We start from the raw sequence: 14,032 nt of genomic DNA, 5'->3' as shown, positions 1-14,032 counted from the left end.
TCACGGCTGGCGGCTTCTCGCGGGCGTGCGGACCCACGTGACGAATGGCTGTGATGGTCAGAACTTCAGTTCGGTGATCGTGTTGAGGTCGATGCCGTAGCGGGCGTAAATCTTGATGGTGTTCTCGCCAGTGAGGTCGGCTTCGGTGCAGCCGAGCAGCGAGGCGACGCGCACCACCTCGTCCTTGGAGCCAGCTTCGATCTCCAGGTAGGGCGGGATTTGCGGCCAGGTGTCGATCTCAACCTATGCTCCGTCGAGGATGAAGCTGGTGCGCTTGGTCTCTTGGTAGGACTTCGGGGTGAAGCCCAGCATCGCGAGCAGGGCGTTGGTGGCGGCGAAGTCATCGACGCCGACTTCGACCTCGTGGGTGCCGTCGATGGCGTCTGTTGATCGGTGTGGGCCGGGCGATCGATGTCGGCAGGTTGGTGTTCACTGTTCGGCCGATGGCTGGCAACATCTCACTCCGGACGTGCGCGCGTGATGCCGTCGGGGGTCCGCGGCGTTCCGGCTCTTGAAGACCATTCCGTGACGAGGGAGATCATGACCAACCGAGAGGACAGCACGTGGATCCGGCGGTTCCACCCGCGGCCGACCGCCGGGAACCGACTGGTGTGCTTCCCGCACGCGGGCGGGTCGGCGACCTACTTCTACCCGCTCTCGGCGGCGATGCCGCCTTCGGTCGAAGTGCTCGCAATCCAGTACCCCGGCCGGCAGGACCGCCACCAGGACCCGTTGGTCGACGACCTTGCCGTGTTGGCCGACACCGTCACGACGGTGCTGCTGGACTGCGCTGATCGGCCGCTGACCTTCTTCGGGCACAGCATGGGCGCGACCCTCGCGTTCGAGGTGGCGCGGCGGTTGGAGCGGATCGGCGTGGTTCCGGCAGGGCTGTTCGCCTCGGGCAGGCGCGCGCCCACCTGCCACCGCGAGGAAGCGATGCACCGCAGCAGCGACCAGGAGCTGCTCCGCGAAGTCGTGGAGCTCGGCGGCACCGAACCGCAACTGATCGACGACGAGGTGGCACGCATGATCCTTCCCGCCCTCCGCAACGACTACCGGGCCGTGGAGACCTACCGGTACGAACCGGGCTCCGACTTGACCTGCCCGGTGATCGCGTTCATCGGGGATGCGGACCCGAAGGTGACCTCCTCGGAAGCCCAGGCGTGGGCCGGGCACACGACCGGCGAGTTCTTCCTCCGGATCTTCCCCGGCGGGCACTTCTACCTCAAAGAACACAAATCCGTCATCGTCAAAGCCATTTCCGACCACATCCTCACGGCGGGCGCGCAGCGCTGACCCGCCATGATGGACGCCTTGCCCGCCGCCCTGCACTGACACCACGGCGGCGGGAGTGGGTTGACCCCGCAGTCGAACTCGAAGATCAGCGCCCGGCCGCCGGCCATGTGGCTGTGGATCTCGCGTCGAACCCGTTGGCCCGTTGTGCGCAAGCCGGTCGATCACGGAAGTCCGAAATGGACAGTTGGCTAATCAACGGTCAGCCCCGGGCGGGGCCAAGTCCCGGTGCCCGGGTGGTGATCGCCGTCGAATTCCACGTCTCCGGCGTGACCACGGCCGCGCAGAGCACCGGGCGACGACCGGTCGACGTTTGGAGTCCTGCGCGTCCGGAAAAACCTTCGAGCATGGATCAGCCTGGGCGGGACCGCGCCACGCAGCGTATCCGCGTGGCGCCGGAAAGGATCACGGCCTGCCTCTTCGACCTCGACGGCGTGCTGACCAGCACCGCCGCGCAGCACATGGCGGCCTGGCAGCAGACCTTCGACGCGTTCCTGCGGGAGCGGGAGGGCGAGCGCTTCTCGCCGTTCACAGAACGTGACTACCTGGAGCACGTGGACGGGCGGCCGCGGTCGGACGGCGTGCGCCAGTTCCTCGCTTCCCGCGGCATTTCGCTGCCCGAAGGGCGTCACGACGACCCACCGACCTCGGAAACGATCCACGGCCTGGGTAACCGGAAGAACGAGACCCTGCAAGCGATCATCCGAGAACGCGGGGTGACTCCGTATCCAGGGTCGGTACGCTACCTGGAGGCGGCGCGGGACGCCGGCCTCGCCATCGGGGTGGTCACCTCCTCGGAGAACGGCGCGTCGGTGCTGGAGGCGGCGGGCCTGAGTCGCTTCGTGCAAGCCCGGATCGACGGCCTGGTGATCACCGAGCAGAAGCTGCGCGGCAAGCCGGAGCCGGACTCCTTCCTGGCCGGGGCCCGGGCGCTCGGCGTCGCGCCGACCGAGGCGGCGGTCTTCGAGGACGCGCTGGCGGGTGTGCAGGCCGGCCGGGCCGGCGGGTTCGGGTGGGTGGTCGGCGTGGATCGCACCCACCACGCGGACGAGTTGCGGGCGCATGGCGCCGACGTCGTGGTGTCAGACCTGGCCGGCCTCCTGGTCGTGGATCGCTGAAGCACGAGGTGGTGGACGACGTGACGACTCCTCGGCTACCGGGTTACGAGGTGGCCCCGTGGGAGCTGCGGTGGCGGTGGCTGGACCTGGACGCCCTGCGCCGCACCGAATCCACCTTCGCCCTGTCCAACGGCCACATAGGTTTCCGCGGCTCGTTCGAGGAAGGCGAGCCGCGCGGCCTGCCCGGTACGTACCTCAACGGCTTCTACGAGCGGCGACCGCTGCCGTACGCCGAAGCCGGGTACGGCTACCCGGAGGACGGGCAGACCGTGGTCAACGTGACGGACGGCAAGATCATCCGGTTGCTGGTCGAGGACGAACCGGTGGACATGCGCTACGGCTCGGCCCCGCACCACGAGCGCGTGCTCGACTTCCGGTCGGGGACGCTGCGCCGCAACACCGAGTGGGTCTCGCCCACCGGTCGGCACGTGCGCATCACCTCGGAGCGCCTGGTCTCGTTCACCCAGCGCGCCATCGCCGCGATCCACTACGAGGTCGAGCCGTTGGACGGGCCTGCGCCGCTGGTGGTGCAGTCCGAGCTGCTGGCCAACGAACCGATCGAACGGGACGTCGACGATCCTCGGGTGGCCTCCGTCCTGGAGGGCACGCTGATCTCGGACTTCGCCGTGGGCGAGGGCAGCCTCGCCGTGCTGGGCCACCACACCCGCCGGTCCGGCCTGCGCATGGCCGCGGCGATGGACCACGAGGTGGACGCGCCCGGTCCGATGTGGACGGAGGACCGGATCGAGAGCGACCTGGCCCGGCTGACCGCGGCCGCCGAGGTGCCGCAGGGGCAGAAACTCGCGCTGACCAAGTACGTCGCGTACGGCTGGTCCAGCCAGCGGTCCCCGCAGGCCCTGCGAGCCCAGGTGGAGGCGGCGCTGGCCGGCGCCCGGCAGAGCGGCTGGCAGGGTCTGCTCGACGAGCAACGCGCCTACCTGGACGACTTCTGGGAAGCCGCGGACGTGGAGATCGACGGCGACGCGGAGCTGCAGCAGGCGGTCCGGTTCGCGCTGTTCCACGTGTTGCAGGCCGGTGCCCGCGGGGAGACCAGGGCGATCCCGGCGAAGGGGCTCACCGGACCCGGCTACGACGGGCACGCGTTCTGGGACACCGAGTCGTTCGTGCTGCCGCTGCTGACCTACACCGTCCCGGAGGCCGCCCGCAACGCACTGCAATGGCGTCACTCCACATTGGACAAGGCGCGGACCCGGGCTGCTCAGCTCGGCCAGGCCGGCGCCGCGTTCCCGTGGCGCTCGATCAACGGCGACGAGTGCTCCGGCTACTGGCCGGCCGGTACGGCGGCGTTCCACATCAACGCGGACGTCGCCGACGCCACCGCCCGCTACCTCGCGGCCACCGGGGACGAGGACTTCGAGGCCTCCGCCGGGCTGGAACTGCTGGTGGAGACGGCACGGCTGTGGACGTCCTTGGGACATCACGACGCGCACGGCAGGTTCCGCATCGACGGGGTCACCGGTCCCGACGAGTACACGGCCGTCGTCGACAACAACGTCTACACCAATCTGATGGCGCAGCGGAACCTGCACGAGGCGGCCGTCCACTGCGAGCTGCACCCGGAACTGGCCAGCAGGCTGGGCGTGGACGAGGAGGAGACGGCCCGCTGGCGGGACGCCGCCGACCGGGTGGTCGTGCCCTACGACGACGCGCTCGAGGTGCACTCGCAGTCCGAGGGGTTCACCAAGCACGCCCACTGGGACTTCGCGAACACACCCCCGGAGGACTACCCACTGCTGCTGCACTACCCGTATTTCGACCTCTACCGCAAGCAAGTGGTCAAGCAAGCGGACCTGGTGCTGGCCATGTTTCTGCGCGGGGACGCCTTCACCCCGGAGGAGAAGGCAAGGAATGTGGCGTATTACGAGGCGCTGACGGTGCGGGACTCATCGCTGTCTTCGTCCGTGCAGGCGGTGCTCAACGCCGAGGTCGGCCACCTCGAACTGGCCTACGACTACTTCGCCGAGGCGGCCCTGGCGGATCTGCACGACATCTACCAGAACGTGCGCCAGGGACTGCACATCGCCGCGCTGGCCGGTGCGTGGATCGCCGCGGTCGCCGGGTTCGGCGGGTTGCGGGACCACGGCGGCGAGCTGAGCTTCGCGCCCCGGCTGCCGCCCGCGCTCAGCCGCATCTCGTTCCGGCTGTGCTTCGCCGACAGCCGGATCTGCGTCACCATCCACCGCGACGAGGCGACCTACGCGCTGCGCCACGGTGAGCCGGTGCGGACTTCGCACCACGGCCAATCGATCCTGCTCACAAAAGACCAGCCGATCACCTTGCCGATACCACCGCCGCCGGAGAACCCACCGCCCCGCCAGCCCGCCGGGCGCGCTCCGACCCGCCGCCGGCTCCAACCGACTCCCGGGGGCTGAGAGTTCTTTGCAGAATGCGGTAGAGAAAAATGGTTCTTCTGCTTCTTCCGTGGGTTAGGCGTGTCCGGGGATTGACACATCTACCGAGACATGACACCGGTAAAAACCGGCATTGCCACTCACGGCCCAAGGGACACCCGTCCGTGCGAGAGCACGCACGGCCGCCCGCAAAAACACCCGGGTGGTCCCGAGATCCAGAGCCCGCCACCGACGACGCCCCCCACCCCGGTTATCCCAGTGCGCCGGATCGCCACACATGGTCCCGGAAGGTGATGTAGTGCCGCTGGACTTCGCGGAACCCGCCGGCTCCTGTCGTACCGGGGGCGCATTGAATTCCATCGAGCTCAGGACCGGCCCTCACCGCCGGTACCGGGGCGGCGGTCCGCCGGGCGCACCGGCGGAATCGGTCGGCTGGGCCAGCGTCGCGGTCCGGACCACAGGGCGGGCACGGCGTCGGTCGCCGCCGCGAGCGCGTACGCGGTGGACTCGTAGTTGACCCGCCAGCCCCGGAAGTGCGGCCACGCCGCCTCCGGAGCGCGCTCCACCGGGAACCCGACCGCGGTCAACCGGTCGACCGCGGCGCGGTATTCGTCGTACGACAACTGAATTCCGGAGTCCGGATCCGGATCCTCGTCGACCGGAATGCCCACGGCGAAGGCAATCTGCCGCAGGGCGGTGAAGCCCATCCGCAGGCACAGCCGCGGCTCGATGCGGTCCCGGCTCGGGCACAGCGCGAGCAGCAGCGCCGCCGAGTCCAGCACGGCCAGCAGTCCGACCAGCCACGAATGGCGCGGCTGCGGGGAGCGGAACCAGACCAGGACCGGGTAGTTGCTGTGGCTCTCGCCGATGTCGGCCGCCCACCTCTCCCAGAGCCGGTACAACTCGGTGAGGTCATCTTCGCCGAGCTGGATGCCGTACCTGGTGCGGGCGAGCAGCTCCGGCCCCCAAGGCGGAGATCCCGCCCGCGCCCCCAACAAGGTCACCTCGGTCTCGCGGCGGTTGAACGCCGAGTACAGGGCCGGCAGGTAGGCGATCTGGAGGGCCACGATCAGAAGTCCCGTTCCGGCCGCCAGGAAATCGATGACGCTCGGCCCGGCGGTGGCGGTGGTGGAGAACCCCAGCGTGAACAACGATGACCCGGCCTCCCGAGCGGCCTCGGCCGGACCCGGCTCCCACGGGAACAACAGAAGGGTGTAGCCGAGGAAATAACCCGCGAGCCACGTGGCCAGCATGACGGCGAGGAAGGTGACCGCCTGCGCAGCGAGGACCCGGTCCCGCGTCGGGTAGTCGGGCGCCGACCTGGTGAGCAGCACGAAGAGCGAATTCACCACGCGGCGGACGAAACGCGTGAGACCACCGGGGCGCGCACGTGTGATGACCAGCGTCCGCGCGACGCTCACCGTCACCACCGCCACGAGCAGACCGCCCATGACGGCCGCGACGACCGCAGCAGCCGTGCCTAGACCCCCGGTCAACACAGCGGCACTGCCGTCCAACTGCCGATGCACATCCGTACGCCATCCACTGTGGACTTTCCTGGCCTGCCGCCGACCCTTCGGTCATTCCGAGCATCGATTTGACCCGAAAAGTCTAGTGTCGAATGCGGCAATGCGGGTAGGGGCTACCTCGAAGCCACCACCGTCGTCTGTGCGGCAGTGCGAGAACCGCCCGGCAATCGATCCGTGACCACGACACGCTGGCGCTGCCCTTCGGAACGCGCCGAACCTCCCCCATCGCCGCCAGCGACGTCGCCAACGGGCCCGGCTGACCTGGCCCGAAGGGCTTGTTACCTGCGCCGGTGCGAGGTCGTGTCCGCTAGGACGATGCCGGTGGCGGCGCGGCCACCACGATTGGTGCCCTCGATGAGGCCTTCGAGCACGCGTGCCCGGCTCGCCTCGATCTGTTCGACCACGATCTCGCGGGCGCGCGCCGCGTCTCGCGCGAGCAGCGCGTCGTGCAGGTCGTGGTGTTCGTGCACCATCTCCGATGCCCTGTCCCGGTTGCCGAGACTGATGAAGAACAGGCGCTGCATTTCTTCGAGGAGGCCTTGCAGGGCTCGGGCGAGCCGCTCGTTGCCAGTCGCCTTCGCGATGCGGACGTGGAACTCGCGGTTGTCCTGGAGGAACTGCTCGTAGCTGCGGGTGTCGCCGTGGACGTAGGTCTTGTGCGCCAGCGCGTGCAGGGCTTCGAGTTCTTCCTTCGGTGCACGCAGCGCGGCGAACTCCACCGCTACCGGTTCGAGCACCAGCCGCATCTCGAACAGGTCCTGGACGCTGGCCAGCGTGACGACGGAGACCCGGTAGCCCTGCCTGGGGCGCACCTCGACGAAGCCCTCCTGCACCAGGCGGCGCAGGGCCTCGCGGACCGGTGAGCGGCCGAATCCGGTGGATTCGGTGAGCGCGACTTCGCGCAGCTCCTCCCCAGGCGCGAGTTCGCTGGTAAGGATCAGGTTCTTGATGTGCTCGTACGCGTTCTCGGTCGCGCTGCCGCGCTGCCGGGCGTCCTCCGGTGGCGCCGTCATGAGGCGGAGCCCCCTTCGACCGCTCTTGCGAGCCGCTGCCATGAAACGTTTCGTGACATATCAGGACCGATGGTACCGGTCGGCGGCGCGACGGCGGATCATGCCGGGGTGAGGGCGTCCGGCGGCCAGTCCGCCAGCGGCCGGTCCGGGGCGAGGAAGCCGACGTCGCGCGCGGTCCGCCCGTCGATGACCAGGTCGGCGACGACGTCGCCGATGGCCGGGGCGAACTTGAAGCCGGCACCGGAGAATCCGCAGGCGAGGATGACCCGCGATGCCTCGGGCAGCGGTCGGAGCAGCGGGTGGCCGTCGGTGGTGTAGCCCTCCACGCCGACCGTGGTGGTCACCGGATCCGCGTGCAGTCCGGGGTGTCGTAGCCGATCGGGTGTCCCGTGGTGTAGATCCCGATCTTGATCGTGGCACCGTCGAGCGTGGGGAAGCCGTAGGCGTTGACGTCCCCCACGCGTTCGAAGACCGGGAAGACCTCCTCGCGGTACCGGTCGATGTCGTCCGGCACGTACCAGGCCTGCACCAGGCGCCTCGGCAGCACCGCCGCGCGCATCGCCGGGAGGACGTCGCGCGTTCGAGCGCCGGGCGCGACGACGACGTGGGCGTAGCGCCGGGAACCGCTCTCGGTCCGCACGACGAACCCCGTCGGCGTCGAGCTCCAGACCCAGCACCCGGGTGTGGTCGAAGATGACGGCACCGAGCTCCTCCGCCCGTCGCGCTGCGGTGACCACCGACAACTCCGGCCGCAGGAAACCCGCTTTGGGATCGATGACGCCGGCGTCGGTGGCCCGGGTCAGGTGTTGCGGGAATCGTTGCTTCAGCTCGGAGCTGTCCAGGAGTTCGTGGTCGAGGCCGGCCGCTCTCGCCGAGGCGTGCGCGGCGACCAGCGCGGGCGCATCGCAGGGTCCGAGGATCAGGCCCCCGGCGAGGTGCAGGAGGCAACGCCCGGTCGCGCTCTCCAGTCCGCGCCAGAGGTCCAACGCATGCAGCGCGAGCGCGGTGAGGCGCGGCTCGCGCTGGCTTTGCACGGAGAACCGCCGCGTCTGCCCGGAGAACGCGCCTCGGTCGTGCCCGACGCCGAACCGTTCGTAGCCGTGGACACCATGGCCGCGCACTGCGAGCCGCCACGCGGCCATGGATCCGATCGCGCCGAGACCGATCACGGCGACGTCGGCTGCGTACTTCGTTGCTGGACGCATGGACGGCTGCCTCAGGCCGCGGCGGTTTCGCATTCCGCCATCCGCCCTGGGGGAGGGTGACCACCCGCAGGTTCTTCCGCTGCGGACCACCTACGCGGAATGAGCCCAGGAACCGGTTTTCAGCGGGATTTCCATGAACACCGCCCGCGACACCCCGGCGGTGTCGTCCTCGACCACGACCGAGCCCATGGACAGCCAGAACGGCAGGGCGCCCGGCGAAGCCGGAAGGTGTGCAGGGCGACGGCGTCGTAGTGGCCCTCGCGCCGCACGCGGTCGAGGACCTGGCGGATCAGGACCCTGGCGATGCCGCGTCGCCGGTGCTCGCGGAGGAGTAGACGCGGACCAGCTGGCCGGTGCGCCCGTCCCGGTAGCGTTCGACCAGGTGCGGTGGGCTGAGCCCGTCCTTCAGCGCCCCGCCGCGGACGCCTGCCGTGGCCAGCAGTTCGCCGGTGTTCCGGTCGACTGCCACGAGCAGGAAGGGCGCCTCGGGCTCGATGTACCAGCCGGCCATGTCGTCGATGTCGGCGTGCACGACCGGGTCGTAGGGGTCGCCGAAGTCCTCCCAGACGGTGCGCAGCATCAGCGCCCGCGCCTCCGGGATGTCGTCGGCGGCCAGTTCTCTGACGGTGTATCCGGCGTCGTGGTCGGTCGGTGCTGTCATGGACGCAGACCTCCAGTTCGACTGCGCGGCGGACTGGCCGCAATTTCCATTGAAATCGAAGGTCCGATTTCAATGGAAATTGCGTTACAACTTCCTATTGCCGGGTGGCGAGTTTCGCTCGGTAGGCGGCGCGCGCCTCGGCGCTGGCGTGGTGCCCGGCGAGCTCGTGCAGATCGGCTGGGCGCTTTCCGTCGACGATCGGGTGCAGGTGCACGAGGACCGATTCGAGGTGCGGTGTCGCGTGCAGCAGCTCGTGTTCGACCCGGTCCGCGATGCGGTGCCCTTCCAGGACGCTCAGATCGCCCGGCACGGCAACGTCCGCGTCGGCTTCCATGCGGTGCCCGTTCCAGCGGGCCCGGAGCCGGTCCACCGCCACGACGCCGTCGACCGCGGCGGTCGTGCGGGCCATCTTGTCGATGACGCCGGGTTCGACGCCGTCCATCAGCCGGCGGAACACGGTTCGCATCGTGCTGATAAGGATGCCCAGGATCACCAGCGCGATGATCAGCCCGATGATGGCGTCCGCGCGCTCGAAGCCGAGCCACACGGCGACCACTCCGACGACGACGGCGACCGAAGTGAGCCCATCGGCGCGGGCGTGCTGCCCCTCGGCGATCAGGGCCGCGGAGCCGATCTTGCGGCCGGTCCGGATCCGGTAGACCGCCACGATCTCGTTGCCCGCGGCGCCGACGAGACCCGCCGCGAAGACCCACCACAGGTTGGTCAGCGGGCGCGGGTTGATCAGGGCGTCGATGGACTCCCAGATGATCAGCACCACGGACGCCGCGATCACCAGGGCGATCAGCACCCCGGCGAGGTCTTCGGCGCGCCGGAAGCCGTAGCTGTAGCGGTTCGTGGCCGCCCTCCTGCCCAGCCGGAAGGCGATCACCAGGGGGATCGTCGTCACCGCGTGCCCGAGGTTGTGCACGGTATCGGCGAGCAGAGCGATGGAGCCGGAGATCGCCACGATCGCCATTTGCAGGATCGCGGTCGCCATCATCCCGGCCAGGCCGATCCACGCCGCCCGGATCCCCTGACCGCTGGTCTCCTCGGCCGACTGGATGGCTTCGTTGGCGTCGTGCGAATGCGGCACGACGACGTTCTTCAGCTTCGCCAGAAACCCTTGTCCGTGCTCATGTCCGTGCCCGTGACCATGACCATGACCATGACCATGGGCGTTGCGCTCACCGTGTTCGTCGTGTTTTTGCGCGGAGTCGTGCCCGTGGCCCACCGCCCGAGCATCGGCCGCACTGGTCGAATTTTCGCTGCTCATGAGACCGAGTCCCGTCTGTGGGGGATACTACGCGAGAGTGTTCAGCACGTGATGTTTCACGACACACATTACAAATGGTCCACCGGGCAGTCAACCACCGAAGGCCGCCGGGAAGACCGCTGACTCAGGTTGTTAACAAGCAGGACTCAGCTCGTGACATCGGCCGGAGCCATTCCGCCCCTCGTCGCGAACGGCCTGGCAGACAAGCCTTCCTCGCCCGTTCAGACGCGCCACGACGAGATCCGGCCGGTCGACAATCCGCTGAGCAGAAGACATTGTTGACACCTCTGATCGCTGTCCGATGATTTCCCGCATCGTTGCCGAGCCGGTCTCCGGCTCACCGCGGTCGGCCGCGCTCCCCAGCGGTCGGCGCCCGCGCCGTTGCGAGCACTTGCAGGCCATGCGCCACGATTCTTCGTTCCTGCCAATGATTTTCAATAGCTCGGCCAAACAGCGGAACGGGAGACGAGAAGTCGACGAGGCGGTGCCCTCGCCGGAAACCGTCGACGACCACGAGTTCGTCGCTGACGCCTGGCAGTCGCGGCCTATCAGCGGCTGTCCCCCTCACCAGGTGGTTCCCATGAGAAGCTCACGACTCGTCCAATTCGCCGTGCTCGCCGCGTCGGCCGCGCTGGTGCTTCCCGCGTGCGGCACCTTCGGAAACGGCTCCCCCGGCGGCGCCGACGCCGGATGGTGATCAGCCTCCAGTTCACCCCCCGGTCCAACTATGCCCTCGAAACCGACGACGCCCTCGTCCTGAGCCAGATCGGTTGCCTCGAAACGCTTCTCACCTACGACGCCGAAGCCGGCGAGCTGAAACCGAAACTGGCCACCAGTTGGCAGCAGAGCACCCCGACGACGTGGGACTTCAAGCTCCGCGAGAGCGTCAAGTTCCAGGACGGCACAGACCTCACCCCGGGCGCGGTGGTGGATGCGCTGCGCCGCCTGCTCAAGGCCGAAGCACCGCCCCGCGCCTTCACCCCGAAGGTGATCTCGGCCGTCGACGCCGTCGACCCGTCGACCGTCCGGATCAGCACCCACAAACCGAGCGCACTGGTGCCTTTCCGCCTGGCCAGCGCCAACACCGGGATCCTCGCACCCGCAGCCTACACCGACTCCGGCATTAAGCCCGTTCGCCAATGCACCGGCCCCTACACACCAGTTTCCGAGGTGCCGAGCCAGTCGATCTCTTTGGAGCGCCACGCGAACTACTGGGGCAACCCGGCAGCACTGTCCCATGTGGAGGCTCGTTTCATCCCCGAGGGAGCGACCCGGGCCACGCAGCTGCAAACCGGCGAATCCCAGATGCGCTCGGTATCCCCGCCACCAAGCTGGCCGACCTGCGCGGCAACGGCGAACTCACCGTGAGCGAGGCGTTCACCCCGCGCACCACCGGCCTGTACTTCAACAACTCCCGCGCCCCGTTCGACAAACTGGGCGGATCCGTCGTGGTCGAGGTGATCTTCTCCATCCCTGGCATGGGACGCCTGCTCTACGAGTCGGTGGTGAACAACGACGTCCCCGCGCTCCAGCCCGGGATCATGAGCCTGGTCGGGCTGGCGGTGCTCATCACGACGCTGACCGACCAGCTGTACGCGTGCATCAACCGGCCGATATCCGCACCTGGCCGGTGAGCCTCCGCTTGGGCGTCGCGGTCTTCGGCGCGGTGCTGGTGGTCCTGGTCCTGACGCCGTGGATCGTCCCGCACGACCCGGGGCGTCGCGCGTGCGATCACCACCGCTGCCGGTTCCGGAACCGGTGTGTGACCGCGCACGCGGCGCACGTCGAACACAAGTGCGCCGACATGGAACCCGCACTCGTCGATTCGGGGACGCCCGGGCACCTGACCCGATGCTGGATCCCCATGCAGCGGACCGAGGAGTCCCGATGAGCATTTCCCGCTCCCCCGGACCGGCCTTCGGCCCCGCGAATTCGTGCACTCCATCGAGGGAGTCACGCTCCGCGTCCGCCACGGCGAAGTGCTCGGGCTGGTCGGCGAATCCGGTTCCGGGAAGAGCACACTCGCCCGGGTCATCCTCGGCCTGAGCCCCACGACCTCCGGCCGGGTGGCCGTCGACGGCATGGAGATCAGCCAGTTGCGCCGCGCGGAACGCAAGCTGCTGACGCGCACCGCGCAGTTGGTCTTCCAAGACCCGCATGCCGCGATGGACCCGCGCATGACCATCGCTGAAAGCCTCACGGCCGTGCTCGCGCAACACGGGATCGGGACCAAACACCAGCGCGTTCAGGCGGTTTCCGAAGCCCTCGCCGAGGTCGGACTGGACGACGGCTACTTGAACCGATATCCGCGCGAGTGCTCCGGCGGGCAGTTGCAGCGCGTGGTCATCGCCCGCGCGTTGCTGCTGCGACCGAAGCTGGTCATCTGCGACGAGCCGACCTCGGCGCTCGACGCTTCGGTGCAGGCGAGGATCCTGAACCTGCTGCACCGCCTGCACCGGGAACACCAGCTCACGATGGTGATGATCTCGCACGACCTGCGCGTCGTGCGGTTCATCGGCGACCGCGTAGCGGTCATGTACCTCGGCCAGATCGTCGAAGTCGCCGACCGCGAAGACCTCTTCCGGAAGTCCTGCCACCCGTACACGCTGGCGCTGCTCGCGTCCGCGGGGGAATCCACGCTGGTGGGGGCCACAACAACACACCGCGCGGACGGGGGCTGGACGGGCTGGTACACGCGTGAGCCGATCGGCGTGGTCGCCGCGATCACGCCCTTCAACGACCCGCTCAACCTCGTCGCCCACAAGCTGGGCCCCGCGCTCGTCGCCGGCAACGCCGTGGTCCTGAAACCCGCGCCGCAAACCCCGCTGACCGCGCTCGCGCTGGTCGAACTCCTGCTGCGCAACGAGGTTCCCGCCGAACGCCTCGCCGTCGTACCGGGCGAGAACGCCGGGCACTCGCTGGTCCGCGACGGCGCCTTCGGCGTCGCGGGGCAGAATTGCCTTTCAGCGCAACGTGTTTTCATCGACGCCATCCGCTACGGCGAGATTCTTCGGCGCGTCGTCGACGCAGCGGAGGCGCTGGTGGTCGGCAGCAAGAAAGATCCAGCCACGAACATCGGTCCCCTCGTCAGCGAAACCGAGGCCAAGCGCGTCGAGCGCTGGATCGGCGAGGCCGTGGCGGCCGGAGCTATCCTGCACACCGGTGGACGACGACGCGGCACCTTCGTGACACCCGCCGTCCTCACCGACGTCCCGGCGGATGCCGCGCTCCGGAACGAAGAGATCTTCGGCCCGGTCGTCCTGCTTGATCCCTTCTCCGACCTGACGGCGGCGATCAACTCCGCGAACGCCGTCGACACCGGACTCCATGCCGGTGTCTTCACTCACGACATCCGCCGCGCCATGACGATCGCCAACGCGCTGACCGTTGGTGCCGTAATGATCAATTCCAGCACCGACTTCCGCATCGACGCCATGCCCTTCGGCGGTTTCAAACGCTCGGGCATCGGCAGGGAGGGCATCGAGTCAGCGGTGGAGCAACTCACCGAACCCAAGATCGTCGCGATCAACACCGGGTTCGCACCGGAATGATCCCCCAAAAAATGCGC

14 protein-coding genes and 1 pseudogene are annotated in these 14,032 nt (G+C 68.6%); 8 read left to right on the top strand and 7 right to left on the bottom strand.

Annotation, left to right across the window (positions count from 1 at the left end; genetic code table 11):
- The first annotated feature begins 540 nt into the window (after nucleotides 1–540).
- The 3 genes from FDZ84_RS26910 (at nucleotide 541) to FDZ84_RS26900 (ending at nucleotide 4,804) form a co-directional block, all read left to right on the top strand.
- A complete protein-coding gene (locus FDZ84_RS26910; RefSeq protein ID WP_168588148.1) occupies nucleotides 541–1,296 on the top strand; it encodes a thioesterase II family protein in 756 nt (251 codons plus the stop codon).
- 344 nt (nucleotides 1,297–1,640) lie between these two features.
- The gene (locus FDZ84_RS26905; RefSeq protein WP_168590379.1) at nucleotides 1,641–2,411 is read left to right on the top strand and encodes an HAD family phosphatase; all 771 of its coding nucleotides are present in this window, start codon (nucleotides 1,641–1,643) and stop codon (nucleotides 2,409–2,411) included.
- 20 nt (nucleotides 2,412–2,431) lie between these two features.
- Nucleotides 2,432–4,804, top strand: a complete 2,373-nt coding sequence (locus FDZ84_RS26900) for a glycoside hydrolase family 65 protein (RefSeq protein WP_246868452.1) — start codon at nucleotides 2,432–2,434, stop codon at nucleotides 4,802–4,804.
- Nucleotides 4,805–5,148: 344 nt separating this feature from the next.
- Here the strand turns inward: FDZ84_RS26900 and FDZ84_RS26895 are convergent, their stop codons facing one another.
- The 7 genes and pseudogenes from FDZ84_RS26895 to FDZ84_RS26875 all read right to left on the bottom strand — a co-directional run bounded on the left by FDZ84_RS26895 (nucleotide 5,149) and on the right by FDZ84_RS26875 (nucleotide 10,284).
- Complete coding sequence (locus FDZ84_RS26895; protein ID WP_210435128.1) at nucleotides 5,149–6,300, bottom strand: hypothetical protein; 1,152 nt, start codon at nucleotides 6,298–6,300, stop codon at nucleotides 5,149–5,151.
- Between the two features lie 290 nt (nucleotides 6,301–6,590).
- Nucleotides 6,591–7,325 (bottom strand): GntR family transcriptional regulator, encoded by a 735-nt coding sequence (locus FDZ84_RS26890; protein ID WP_168588146.1) that lies wholly within the window; start codon nucleotides 7,323–7,325, stop codon nucleotides 6,591–6,593.
- 98 nt (nucleotides 7,326–7,423) lie between these two features.
- Nucleotides 7,424–7,669 carry an FAD-dependent oxidoreductase gene (locus tag FDZ84_RS39375; RefSeq protein ID WP_246868451.1) on the bottom strand — a complete coding sequence of 82 codons (246 nt, stop codon included), beginning with the start codon at nucleotides 7,667–7,669 and terminating at the stop codon, nucleotides 7,424–7,426.
- Nucleotides 7,666–7,965, bottom strand: a complete 300-nt coding sequence (locus FDZ84_RS39370) for a hypothetical protein (protein WP_246868450.1) — start codon at nucleotides 7,963–7,965, stop codon at nucleotides 7,666–7,668. Before FDZ84_RS39370 ends, FDZ84_RS39375 begins: the two co-directional genes overlap by 4 nt.
- 55 nt (nucleotides 7,966–8,020) lie before the next feature.
- Nucleotides 8,021–8,467 (bottom strand): annotated as a pseudogene (locus FDZ84_RS41045) (FAD-dependent oxidoreductase); the annotation flags it as partial.
- Nucleotides 8,468–8,819: 352 nt separating this feature from the next.
- Nucleotides 8,820–9,191, bottom strand: a complete 372-nt coding sequence (locus FDZ84_RS26880) for a hypothetical protein (protein ID WP_210435126.1) — start codon at nucleotides 9,189–9,191, stop codon at nucleotides 8,820–8,822.
- A 94-nt stretch (nucleotides 9,192–9,285) separates the two neighbouring features.
- Nucleotides 9,286–10,284 carry a cation diffusion facilitator family transporter gene (locus tag FDZ84_RS26875; RefSeq protein WP_246869236.1) on the bottom strand — a complete coding sequence of 333 codons (999 nt, stop codon included), beginning with the start codon at nucleotides 10,282–10,284 and terminating at the stop codon, nucleotides 9,286–9,288.
- On the opposite strand from FDZ84_RS26875, the gene FDZ84_RS39360 reads away from it, so the two are divergent.
- From FDZ84_RS39360 to FDZ84_RS26855, 5 genes are all read left to right on the top strand, one after another.
- Nucleotides 10,276–10,587, top strand: a complete 312-nt coding sequence (locus tag FDZ84_RS39360; protein ID WP_246869291.1) for a hypothetical protein — start codon at nucleotides 10,276–10,278, stop codon at nucleotides 10,585–10,587. The two genes, FDZ84_RS26875 and FDZ84_RS39360, sit on opposite strands and share 9 nt — an antisense overlap.
- Nucleotides 10,588–11,154: 567 nt before the next feature.
- Nucleotides 11,155–11,832 carry an ABC transporter substrate-binding protein gene (locus FDZ84_RS26870; RefSeq protein ID WP_210435125.1) on the top strand — a complete coding sequence of 226 codons (678 nt, stop codon included), beginning with the start codon at nucleotides 11,155–11,157 and terminating at the stop codon, nucleotides 11,830–11,832.
- Nucleotides 11,829–12,098, top strand: a complete 270-nt coding sequence (locus FDZ84_RS26865; RefSeq protein WP_210435124.1) for an ABC transporter permease subunit — start codon at nucleotides 11,829–11,831, stop codon at nucleotides 12,096–12,098. The genes FDZ84_RS26870 and FDZ84_RS26865 overlap by 4 nt, the downstream gene beginning before the upstream one ends.
- Complete coding sequence (locus tag FDZ84_RS26860) at nucleotides 12,095–12,355, top strand: hypothetical protein (protein ID WP_168588144.1); 261 nt, start codon at nucleotides 12,095–12,097, stop codon at nucleotides 12,353–12,355. The genes FDZ84_RS26865 and FDZ84_RS26860 overlap by 4 nt, the downstream gene beginning before the upstream one ends.
- 43 nt (nucleotides 12,356–12,398) lie before the next feature.
- Nucleotides 12,399–14,015: an aldehyde dehydrogenase family protein gene (locus FDZ84_RS26855; RefSeq protein WP_168588143.1), complete on the top strand. Its 1,617-nt coding sequence runs from the start codon at nucleotides 12,399–12,401 to the stop codon at nucleotides 14,013–14,015.
- Nucleotides 14,016–14,032: the final 17 nt, after the last annotated feature.

Source organism: Saccharopolyspora sp. ASAGF58 (assembly GCF_012277335.1).
GTDB classification, from domain to species: Bacteria; Actinomycetota; Actinomycetes; order Mycobacteriales; family Pseudonocardiaceae; genus Saccharopolyspora; species Saccharopolyspora hattusasensis.
The sequence above is the reverse complement of the archived record's forward strand: the minus strand, read 5'-3'. Positions and strand labels throughout refer to the sequence as shown.